The sequence below is a fragment of the Bilophila sp. genome, from assembly GCF_057864385.1.
Genome location: NZ_DBMAFI010000041.1, coordinates 21,397 through 31,361, shown reverse-complemented (window position 1 = coordinate 31,361; position 9,965 = coordinate 21,397). Strand labels below are relative to the sequence as shown.

Genomic DNA, 9,965 nt, shown 5'->3' with positions numbered 1-9,965 from the left:
GCACAGAATGGTACTTGTGCTAAAAAACCATCTGAAGATATATAAAGTCTATTTTTATTTAAAACTAAATCGTGAATAGGATTAATAAGATATGTATATAGATTAGATAGTATAGAAATAGATTTGTTTAAATATTGTTCTTCTTTTTGATTGTCATCGTTACGACCATATCCTTCTATATATTCTACTAAAAATTTTTTCTGGATTATATCATTCAATTCTTTTTGTGAAACATTTATGATCCTACTATCTACTTTATCATTGCTTATACACACAATAATCAATTGATCAGTGAATTGCATGTAATGAAGCAATATCTGATCGTCCGAAAGTGCCTGTTGGATTTTAGGAATATCTAGCCGGGCACTGGATTCAAAAATAACGGCATCGCCCGGATATTTTTCTTTCCATTCGGCAAGCAGTGTCTGGTAGTCCTGATCCAACTGCTGTACGATAGCCTTTTGCTTCTTCGCTTCTTCCGTTTTTATTTTATGGACAAGCTTGGTTTCTTCGCTGGCGTCTGCCGGCACTGGAGCCACTACAGGTACACTCGATTCAGCTTTGGCTTGTTTCCGTCCTAAAGCTACAAGTTTGTCATATAGTTTCTGTTTATTGGCGTCTGCAAATTCCATTTGGACAAGCGCCGCACTGGCCTTTTGAATTTCATTGCGCAGGGTTTCATCAAATTGTATTTGCATCTCAAGATATTTGACATCTTGCGTCACTTCATGCAGACGGGCACAGACCTCCATAGCCTCACTGTAAAGATCCTCTTTTCCCGCCATGTACTCGCCGAGAAGTTCAACGCTTTCGAGGCTCGTGCGCATGGCCGTCACAAGATTGATGGCGAGTGTGTAGTGCTCAAGGGCTTCCTCAGGCCGCCCTTTTTGAAAAGCGCAGAAACCCAATCCCTGGTGAGTCGCCCAGAGCATTTCTTTGGAGCCGACCTGTTCCGCAAGCTGGAAGGCTGACTGATAGGCTTTTTCGGCTTCTGCAAGAGCTTCGGTTTTGTCGATTTTAGGAACAGCAGGTTCATCATCGAATACGAGATCTCGGCTGGTTCTTCCTGGAAGTGCCGTTTGTTTGAATACACCGCCTATTTGAAGCAATGCCTCAGCCTGATTTCGTGGAAGGCGCAGCTGGCTATAGATATCCAATGCTTCCCGGTAGCAATTCAATGCCGTCTCCAAGTCCCGATCTTCCCGTTCCGCAATTTTTCCCACACCGAGGAGGGCACCGGCTTTGCCTTCTTGGAACCCCGTACGTTCGTAGAGTTCCAGCGCTGCGCGATAGTCGGCTCGTGCTTCCGAAAGTTTTCCTGTTATGCGGTTGAGGAGGGCGCGGTTGGAGAGTGCGATCGCTTCATCTTTGACATTACCTACCTCCCGGGCAATGGCTAGTGCATCTTCAAAGGCACGCATGGCATCGGGAAAATATCCCATGCTCTTTTTAACCAGACCAAGGTTATTGAGATCGACGCCTTCATTACGGCGCAGTGTATTTTTTCGCTCCGTCTCAAGTGAATTATTCAGGAGTTGCAACGCCTGAGGGTAGTCACCTCTTTCCCAATAAAGGATGCCAAGGTTGCTGCCGGATTCTGCGAGAGTGAGTGGTTCACTGATACGGGCCGCAAGTTCTTTTGCTTGAGTCAGACTCTCGGAAGCGCTGGCGAAATCGCCTAAATTCCCTTGGCAAAGCCCCATTGCTGTCAGGAGCCTTCCACGAACGCGAGGATCGGCATCTTGTGGCAGAAGGTGGGCAGCCTTATCGTAAGCGGCACTGGCAGGCGCATAGATTTCCAGTGCGCGATAGGCATCCCCCATTTGAGCGTAGACATTGGAGAGCTCTGCCTTTGGCAATTTGGGCAGAGCCTGCATCATCCTTTCCAAAGTCTGAATTTTCAGGGCATGCTGCTCAAGATGGGAATGACAGATAACAAGGTTTTTGTATGATTTGAGCAGAATTTTTTGATCGGCTTTTCCGGGATTGCTTAAAAGGTTTTCATAAATTGTGACGGCAGAAGCGTAATCTTCAGCCTGCATGTAGGCGATGGCGGCATTGCCCAAAACCATTTGAGCCTTTGCCGTCTTTTTTGCCTTCTTCAACAAGTCCGCAGTCTGGACAAAAAGCCTCGCTGCATCGGCATATTTCCCCGTCTTATACGCCGCCTGCGCTTCTTTGAAGGTTTGTTCAAAACCAGCCGCCTGCACAGGGGCTGTGCACAACATAAACGATACCAAAAACGCAGCGGCGAATCGGAACATGCTGTCTCCAATACGGGGAAGTATGACTTCCCCGTACAGTTTTCGATGGAAAATTATTTGTGAGTCAGTACATAGTGCGCGACAAAAGGCTCTCCTTTCGGCGCAACCTGCTGTTTTGTATTTACATCTCCTTCATCTTCATCATCAAAGACGAGGTCTCGAGTCGTACGCTTTGGAGTATTTTTTTCTTCAAGCTTTGCAAGCTGCGTACTGCTTTGTGCATTGATCTGCGCTGTGTCAGCTTCAGCGATGGCTTTGTCCATGTCCGGCAATTTCTCTGCGGACAGAATGCACAATAATTCTTCATTTCCAGGAGTATCATCGAAGCGGAATGTTCCTTTTGGGGGAATAGTATATTCCTGATTACGCTGTACTGCGTTGTCCATATTTGCTTTAGAGGGAAAAAGTACGGAATAGTTCCCCGAACTTCCTTTGGCGAGCCAATAGACGTAACCGTCGATATTGGGTGTAAATACAAGCTTGACACTATCTCCAGACTTAAATTCATGGCTTGGCAGGACAGTGCTGGTTGTGCCGTCACGTTTCAGAAGCATGGTCGTCTTCAATGCGGTAGTTTGCTTACCGGAACTTTCCATAGCCTGAGTCTGAGCCGGTTCCTCATCATCAAAAACGAGGTCACGGGTCGTCCGAGCGGCCCAAGAGTCATTTCCCCAAAACATGAACAGGGCACCGAGAATAATCAAAAGGGAATAGCGTTTCATAACTCCTCCATAGAAATATTATTTTTTAGGCAGATACTTGTTGAAGATTTTTGCAAGAGTCGTCCCCAGAGTCTCCTCTGGAAGCGGAGAGCCAGAAATGGACATTGCCTTGATGGTGAACATTCCACTGCTGATTGGGGTTCCATCAGGTTTGTCGAGGGCAAGGATGTAGGTGCCCTCTTCTGGGAGAGTCATATTACGGACACCGGTCGTGTCCCAGACAGGACGGACATCCATGGATTTCCGTTCTAACAATCGCTCTTCAGCACCTACTTTTTTATAAAGGCTTATAATAATACGAGGTGTTTCAAATGACTTTTCTCCTTGGGCGATCCATGAGACGACATTGGTTTCGAAAGTCTCAGAAGGGTCGATGGGCTCCCATTTGTCGTTAAATGTACGACAAAACAGAATATAATTTTGTTCCGCACAGTACCCCTGCTGAGGAAGTGAAAGAACAAAAAACATGAAACACAAACAGGTTATGACGCTTTTTTTGAACATTTGGCCTCCATCGACAAACTGGTTTCATTATAGATGTTATTTTATTACATTATAGATGTAATAAAATTACATTTCAAGGTCTGAACCGCTACCGTACTCTTTTTTATCCAAAAAAGGAGTACAACGTGGCGGAACGTGAAGTACAGCGACTCGCTAAAATACTTGGAAATTCCATCGTTGAGAGACGGAAAATTTTGGGGATGACACAAATCGAACTCGCCAATCATCTGGACATGGCTCCAGACGCTCTGTCACGTATCGAAAATGGGTATGTTGCCCCTAGATTTAACCGAATTGAAGAGATGGCGAAGGTTTTGGAGTGTTCCGTTGCGGAGCTTTTTCGAGAAAAAAACGATTCGCTGAGAGCACGAGCTGACAGCATTGCCGACATCATCAGCCCACTTCCGGCAGAAAAACAGGAAGAAGTAGTCAGCCTCGTTTCCCATTTCGTCAGTATCCTAAGAAAATGACTTTTTATTTGTGAAATGATTTTAACTATATATTACCATTTTGAATCGGTAGTTTTTTCTTGAAAAAGACCTGTCCGGAAGACTCGGGCAGGTCTTTTTATGTTCAGGAGGAACAGATGGAATCATTTTGTTCGGATCAGATACGCGAGCTGGCGCAGGCACTCATCAAAGTTCAGGAACGACTCCAACCGGCGACCAAGGATGCCAATAACCTTTTTACTAAAAGCAAGTACGCCACCCTCAACAGCGTCATGGATTCGTGCCGTGACGCCTTGCTTTCAACGGCATCTGGCTTTGTCAGTATCCGGTTCCTGCCGAACCGGGGTATCTTGGGTTGGTCACAAAGCTCACCCACGTGGAGTCAGGACAATGGCAGTCGAGCCTTGCGGTGGTTCCCCTGCCCAAGGCCGATCCCCAAGGAGTGGGTATCAGCATGACCTATATGCGCAGGTACGCGCTTTCGGCCATGCTTGGCATCGTAACGGAGGAAGATACGAATGGAGAGTTTGCTTCAGACAAGTTCAACCGTCCTCAGAGACAGAAAAAAGCCGCAAACGCCCCACAGAGAGACAAAACGACTCAGGATGAACTAGGCAAGCAAAAAAGATTTCACCACCCTCAAATCGAACGTCAGAAGGACTTTCCAAGCTGCCTCGTCTGGATGGAGTTTCATACGAAATCGTACCGGCACAGGATGGTCGGGAGTGTATCCTCGTCACAGGAAACACGGCGGCGAAAATGGAACAGCTCTCGGCGGCAGGGTTTCACTGGAACCCGCAACGAAGAATCTGGTGGAAGTAGTCGCATAGCAGGAAGGGCCGTCCTTGATGGGGCGGCTCTTTCTGTTTTTGCTATCAGCACGGGAGAAATGGATGGCCGAAACAATCAGAAATACGGGAGCGGAAGGATTGCTAGAAATCCTCTGCTATGGACTGGAACGGGATGCGGAACAGCGAACGGCTAATCGGCTTGGGGATCGATCCCGGTATGTTGGGTTATCGGATATCGCCAAGATGCTGGACTGCCCACGGGCGGCACTGGCTACCAAGCTCTACACAACTGAACATAAAAATACAGCCGAAGCTCTCAAACACCAGTTGCTCCTCCGACGGGGGCACTGGTTCGAGAAGGGTGTCCGTCAGGCTCTCATGGGATATTGTTTCTTCCCCCTGTCTCAACTGGAAATTGAGAGCAGATACGGAGAGGTTCCTATCAAGGCCCATCTGGATTTCACGTTGGTGGCTGACTAACTCCAGCCAACAGTACGAATTTTGGAAGTCAAATCCACCGTAAGGCTGCCGACAACACTTTCTGAGAGCTACGCCATGCAGATCGGCGGTCGGACGGTATTGCTCAAAGCCTATTGGAATCTACCCGTCTTTAACCTCGTACAGGATACGGGGGAAGTCCTCCACCACAGGACGTTCCCTGAAATGTGTAATGAATGCCTTGGAGTATCCCTTCCCGATGCTTCAGCTTGTGACATTCAAGGATGGGTTCTCTGTCTCTCCATGTGCGATGCAAAAGCCTTTGGTCCGTTTCTTCCTGAAGATACGGATATCGCCCGGTGTTTGGACATGGCTTCCGAGTTCTGGGAAACCATGATTGTGCTGAGAGATAACCTACTGAACCTAAACACGATTCAAACGGTACAGGGACTTTCCCCCCTGTGTCCATCGTGTCTCTGGAGGAAGGATTGTCCGCACTTCAAAGGTTCTTCACATCCTGAGTGGGAGGATACCATTGCACAGTTTATGAAGCTGAAAATACAGAAAAAATCCATTGAAGCAGAGATCGGAGAATTGGAATCCCGTTTGAAAGCCGCCTACCAGCTTTCCCATACGGTCAAAGGAGAGTGGATCAACACAGGAAACCATACGTTCCGGGTGATTCCGCAGAACGGGAGAGTAACGCTGGATCGAAAACGGCTGAATGAGGAACTTGAAGCACTGTTGGGAGAGCAGGAAGCCCAGATGCTCATAGCAAGGTACGAAAAACAGGGAGACCCCTTTGAGAGGCTCTATGCAGTTCGGAATTGACCTATACGGTTTTAAACCGTATTGTTTTTAATAGGAGGCATTCCATGACACAATTCTCTTCCCGGACATCACGATTCGACATTCGTATCCCTTCTCACGTCAACGGTTGAAATGGCTGCTTCCCTTGAAGGACGGAGCCTTACGGATTTTCTGATTGCCGCCATGCTTGAAAAAGCGGAAAAGGTCATCTCCACGCATACGCGAATTGAATTGACGCTGAAGGATCAGGCTGTGCTGGCTGAGGCTCTTCGTACGCAATCATGTGAGGAGCCTACTGAATTCATGAAGCAGATAGCTTCTGAATATCGGGGCAAGGTCAAGAGTGTATGAACCTGCTGTTTTCGTTGCTTTCCAAGTCGCATGACAGAAAAGGGTTTTCATGCGGGAATACCGCATTGGACACTTACCTTCAAAAGCAGGCCCGTCAGGATGCCCAACGTGGTTTCTCAATAGTCACTGTTGCTATGGAGGAAGAACATCCTGAAAGAATAATTGGATACTATACTCTTGCCGCGGCATCCGTAGCTTTGGATCGACTTCCGGAGGAAACACGAAAGACACTTCCCCGGTATCAGGACATTCCCTCCATCCTGCTGGGGAGGCTTGCCGTTTCCAACGCATTTCAGCGACAACATATCGGTTCTCTGCTTGTTTTTGATGCCCTTCGACGCTCGCTCCGCAATGAGCTTGCGTGGGCGTTCTTTCTTGTTCAGGCGAAAAATGAGCAAGCGAAGCGGTTCTATATCAGATGCATGTTCCAATCGTTTCAGGATACGCCGATGTACCTGTGGATGTACAGAGCACAGGCATTGAAGGTTATCGGCTTCTAGTTTTTGTAAAACGGCCTATGAATATCCCGGTTTCTCTTCGGAGAGGCCGGGATTTTTTATTTTCAAAGGAGAAAACCATGAATCAGAATCTGTTCAAGGAATTGGCCTCCCTCGTTCCGGCGCAGCTTGATGCCGGACAGGTCTTCACGGGGACGCCAACAGGAAAAGCTGTCAAAGGTTACAAAGAGGCGTGTTCGTACACCCCATCCGTTGATCCGACCTACATTTTTCATGAATCGGCACGGGATGTGGTTGTCTGGTTTATGCACGACCTTGATCCCCTGTATCTGTATGGTCCTACTGGATGCGGGAAGACGACGCTCATCAAGCAGCTTGCCGCACGGCTGAACTACCCCGTGTTTGAAGTGACGGGGCACGGACGGCTGGAGTTTGCCGACCTGTGCGGTCACATTTCCCTACAAAAAGGCAGCATGATCTATGAATACGGTCCATTGCCGCTTGCCATGCGGTACGGGGGAATTCTTTTGATCAATGAGGCAGACTTGCTTTCCCCTGAAGTTGCCGTTGGCCTTAACGGTGTTCTGGACGGTGCGCCTTTGTGTCTGCCGGAAAACGGAGGAGAGGTCATTTCCCCGCATGAAATGTTCCGAATTGCGTGTACAGCGAACACCAACGGAGGCGGTGACGACACGGGGCTTTATCAGGGAGCCATTCGCCAAAACCTTGCGCTGCTCGACAGGTATATGGTCTGCAAAGTCGGCTATCCCACGCCTGAAACGGAAAAGGAACTTCTGTCCCGACAGTTTCCGAACCTTCCCGAACACGTCGCCTCGAACATGGTCAGTTTCGCCAATGAAGTTCGGAAACTCTTCATGGGCGATGCCGATTCCTATGAAAATACCATCGAAGTGACCCTTTCCACCAGAACCCTCATCCGTTGGGCCAATCTTGCCCTCAAGTTCCAGCCGCTGGCCAATCAGGGCATTGAGCCGCTTTCCTATGCCTTGGATCGTGCCCTCGCATTCAAAGCCACACGGCCAACGAGAGCGATGCTCCATGAACTTGTGCAGCGTATCTTTGCCGTAACATTCTAACCATAGAGAGGAAACTATGAATACAACCATTCGTTCCGACATCAAAATTCTGGACAGCCTTGTGGCCCTGAACCTCAACATCAGCGTGTGGTCCGCCCGAAAAAAGATGTGCCTTGAAGATTTCGGAGGTGCGGAGCTTCCCCCTGAAGACCTTGCCTCTTTGGGGAGCAAGCGTATCGCCGATCCCGACAGCCTCAAGGTATTCTCCACCCTGAAGGCCCGTGCCTTCAACTACCTTGACCGTCATGGCATCCGTTTTATGTCCGGCTGGGCCATCCCGGAAGACAAGGCTGGGGACATCATCGATGAATTGATCCGGATCAGAGAAACGTTCCTTCAGGAAAAGGAAGCGTTTCTCGCCGATTACGACCAGTCCATCGAGAACTGGATTACCAGGCACTGCAAGTGGGGAAATATCATCCGGGAATCCACGGTAGGGTCGGACTATGTTCGTTCAAGGCTGTCCTTCTCGTGGCAGCTTTACAAAGTCGCGCCGCTCACCGAACACGATAACCCCAATGCCGTAAGCGAATCCGGACTGAATGAGGAAGTGGAGGGGCTTGCCGGAACGCTGTTCAAAGAAATAGCCAATTCAGCCAACGAGATATGGCAAAAGGTCTACGCCGGGAAGGATACGGTGACGCACAAGGCCCTTTCCCCGCTCAGGACCCTGCACCAAAAGCTCTGTGGGCTGACTTTCATCGAGCCTCACGTAGCTCCGGTAGCCAGCCTCATCCAGACGGCCATCAACAGCATACCCGCCAAGGGCAATATCGCCGGAAAGGACATCCTCCTTTTGCAGGGTATTGTCTCCATGCTCCGCGATCCGTCCTCAATGCTGCAACACAGCCAGAGGCTCATCGAAGGGCATTCCCCTCAGGACGTCATGAACGCGCTTCTCGCCAATGACGTGTTTACCGTGTGCCAACAATACGCCATCCCTGAAGAAGTCCCCTTTGTGCACGTTTCGAAAAAACATTCCGCAAATATCCCCAACATCGGACTGTGGTGAGCCATGCTCAAGACCAAAGACATCATGTCCTGTCTGCCTTTGTTGGCCTGTATTCTGGGAAAGCAATACAACATCACCGTGGAAATAGGAGGAACTACAGCCTATACGAATGGAAAAACGATCCACATTCCTTCTCTTAAAACAGATACTGATGAAATGTATATCAATATGACAAGGGGATACGTTGACCACGAAGCGGCACATATTAGATACACAGATTTTCAACTGCTTCAGAAGGCCAATCTCACTAAATTGCAGTTTCACCTTTTTAACATCATCGAAGACTGGAGGGTTGAAACGCTGCTTGGAAAGTACTTTCCGGGATGCAGAAAAAATTTCGATTTCATCATTGCGTATCTTTTTGGGAAAGAAAGACAAAAGGCCGGAAGCAACGCTCCGGCCTTTTTTGTTCTGGAGTACATCCTTTTGACCGTGAGGAGTTGGAATAGCTTTGAAGTGGAAAAGAATAGAACACTTTCAAGAAAAGAGATGGTTACGGCCTGTCCGGGAATTGAAAAAGAACTGGATGCCTGTCTCAAAAAGATTCATGCAAACACACGGACGACACAGGATGCGATTGGCCACGCGCTGTTGCTGGAATCCGTCATCAAAAAATGGATACCCGAACAGCCGCAGGGGAGTACGTCTCAAATGGAAAAACGGAATGATCACCCCGATGGGGGACAGAGCGTCATTTCAGAAGAAAAAGACGGAGCACAGGATGCTTATGAAGATTCGTTTCCCAAAACGATGGGAACGATTTTGAAGGAAACACTCTCGGCGCAGGCGGGAGGCATGGACTCAGAACACTGGACGGTCGCCAAGATTCGCCCTGTTACGCCTGACGCCATTCCCCCGGATACGCTGAGAAGGATAGAACTGATTACGAGAGGATTGTCCATCAGGATTCAGGGACTCATGCAGTCGCTCTCCATGTCGGCTTCCTAAGAAATAGGGGAAACGAATCGTTATCCAAAAAGATTTTGATTACTCATAGGCTCCTCCAGTGGAGGAAAATAGCCTTGACCTGATGTGGCTGTTAGCAGTTGCATGGGGGTAACAGCCAAAA

General features: G+C 48.5%; 13 protein-coding genes. 10 read left to right on the top strand and 3 right to left on the bottom strand.

Annotation, left to right across the window (positions count from 1 at the left end; genetic code table 11):
- From ACZM8Y_RS12575 to ACZM8Y_RS12565, 3 genes are all read right to left on the bottom strand, one after another.
- The coding region (locus tag ACZM8Y_RS12575; RefSeq protein ID WP_489501773.1) for a tetratricopeptide repeat protein at nt 1-2,264 on the bottom strand (2,264 nt) is incomplete at its 3' end.
- 53 nt (nt 2,265-2,317) lie between these two features.
- Complete coding sequence (locus tag ACZM8Y_RS12570; RefSeq protein WP_482330665.1) at nt 2,318-2,986, bottom strand: DUF4384 domain-containing protein; 669 nt, start codon at nt 2,984-2,986, stop codon at nt 2,318-2,320.
- An 18-nt stretch (nt 2,987-3,004) separates the two neighbouring features.
- Entirely contained in the window at nt 3,005-3,454 is a 450-nt protein-coding gene (locus ACZM8Y_RS12565; protein WP_487479916.1) for a hypothetical protein, read from the bottom strand.
- 161 nt (nt 3,455-3,615) lie between these two features.
- On the opposite strand from ACZM8Y_RS12565, the gene ACZM8Y_RS12560 reads away from it, so the two are divergent.
- From ACZM8Y_RS12560 to ACZM8Y_RS12515, 10 genes are all read left to right on the top strand, one after another.
- Complete coding sequence (locus ACZM8Y_RS12560) at nt 3,616-3,960, top strand: helix-turn-helix domain-containing protein (protein ID WP_302552828.1); 345 nt, start codon at nt 3,616-3,618, stop codon at nt 3,958-3,960.
- A gap of 116 nt (nt 3,961-4,076) precedes the next feature.
- The gene (locus ACZM8Y_RS12555; RefSeq protein ID WP_482330663.1) at nt 4,077-4,397 is read left to right on the top strand and encodes an ERF family protein; all 321 of its coding nucleotides are present in this window, start codon (nt 4,077-4,079) and stop codon (nt 4,395-4,397) included.
- Nucleotides 4,295-4,924 (top strand): ERF family protein, encoded by a 630-nt coding sequence (locus tag ACZM8Y_RS12550; RefSeq protein ID WP_482330662.1) that lies wholly within the window; start codon nt 4,295-4,297, stop codon nt 4,922-4,924. Before ACZM8Y_RS12555 ends, ACZM8Y_RS12550 begins: the two co-directional genes overlap by 103 nt.
- Nucleotides 4,833-5,210, top strand: coding sequence for a hypothetical protein (locus ACZM8Y_RS12545; protein ID WP_482330668.1), 378 nt, complete (start codon nt 4,833-4,835; stop codon nt 5,208-5,210). Before ACZM8Y_RS12550 ends, ACZM8Y_RS12545 begins: the two co-directional genes overlap by 92 nt.
- Before the next feature lie 75 nt (nt 5,211-5,285).
- Nucleotides 5,286-5,999 (top strand): hypothetical protein, encoded by a 714-nt coding sequence (locus ACZM8Y_RS12540; RefSeq protein WP_482330661.1) that lies wholly within the window; start codon nt 5,286-5,288, stop codon nt 5,997-5,999.
- Between the two features lie 111 nt (nt 6,000-6,110).
- Nucleotides 6,111-6,329, top strand: a complete 219-nt coding sequence (locus tag ACZM8Y_RS12535; protein WP_482330660.1) for a type II toxin-antitoxin system TacA family antitoxin — start codon at nt 6,111-6,113, stop codon at nt 6,327-6,329.
- Nucleotides 6,326-6,829: a GNAT family N-acetyltransferase gene (locus ACZM8Y_RS12530; protein WP_482330659.1), complete on the top strand. Its 504-nt coding sequence runs from the start codon at nt 6,326-6,328 to the stop codon at nt 6,827-6,829. Before ACZM8Y_RS12535 ends, ACZM8Y_RS12530 begins: the two co-directional genes overlap by 4 nt.
- A 77-nt stretch (nt 6,830-6,906) precedes the next feature.
- Nucleotides 6,907-7,884, top strand: a complete 978-nt coding sequence (locus ACZM8Y_RS12525; protein WP_482330658.1) for an AAA family ATPase — start codon at nt 6,907-6,909, stop codon at nt 7,882-7,884.
- Nucleotides 7,885-7,900: 16 nt separating this feature from the next.
- Nucleotides 7,901-8,896 (top strand): DUF3150 domain-containing protein, encoded by a 996-nt coding sequence (locus ACZM8Y_RS12520; protein ID WP_482330657.1) that lies wholly within the window; start codon nt 7,901-7,903, stop codon nt 8,894-8,896.
- Nucleotides 8,897-8,899: 3 nt separating this feature from the next.
- Nucleotides 8,900-9,844, top strand: coding sequence for a hypothetical protein (locus ACZM8Y_RS12515; protein WP_482330656.1), 945 nt, complete (start codon nt 8,900-8,902; stop codon nt 9,842-9,844).
- Nucleotides 9,845-9,965 lie beyond the last annotated feature (121 nt).

Excerpts from the sequence above, each read along its gene's own strand:
- ACZM8Y_RS12570 (WP_482330665.1), bottom strand. The coding sequence starts at position 2,986 with ATGAAACGCTATTCCCTTTTGATTATTCTCGGTGCCCTGTTCATGTTT.
- ACZM8Y_RS12565 (WP_487479916.1), bottom strand. The coding sequence starts at position 3,454 with ATGTTTTTTGTTCTTTCACTTCCTCAGCAGGGGTACTGTGCGGAACAA.
- ACZM8Y_RS12555 (WP_482330663.1), top strand. The coding sequence starts at position 4,077 with ATGGAATCATTTTGTTCGGATCAGATACGCGAGCTGGCGCAGGCACTC.
- ACZM8Y_RS12545 (WP_482330668.1), top strand. The coding sequence starts at position 4,833 with ATGGCCGAAACAATCAGAAATACGGGAGCGGAAGGATTGCTAGAAATC.
- ACZM8Y_RS12540 (WP_482330661.1), top strand. The coding sequence starts at position 5,286 with ATGCAGATCGGCGGTCGGACGGTATTGCTCAAAGCCTATTGGAATCTA.
- ACZM8Y_RS12535 (WP_482330660.1), top strand. The coding sequence starts at position 6,111 with ATGGCTGCTTCCCTTGAAGGACGGAGCCTTACGGATTTTCTGATTGCC.
- ACZM8Y_RS12530 (WP_482330659.1), top strand. The coding sequence starts at position 6,326 with ATGAACCTGCTGTTTTCGTTGCTTTCCAAGTCGCATGACAGAAAAGGG.
- ACZM8Y_RS12525 (WP_482330658.1), top strand. The coding sequence starts at position 6,907 with ATGAATCAGAATCTGTTCAAGGAATTGGCCTCCCTCGTTCCGGCGCAG.
- ACZM8Y_RS12520 (WP_482330657.1), top strand. The coding sequence starts at position 7,901 with ATGAATACAACCATTCGTTCCGACATCAAAATTCTGGACAGCCTTGTG.
- ACZM8Y_RS12515 (WP_482330656.1), top strand. The coding sequence starts at position 8,900 with ATGCTCAAGACCAAAGACATCATGTCCTGTCTGCCTTTGTTGGCCTGT.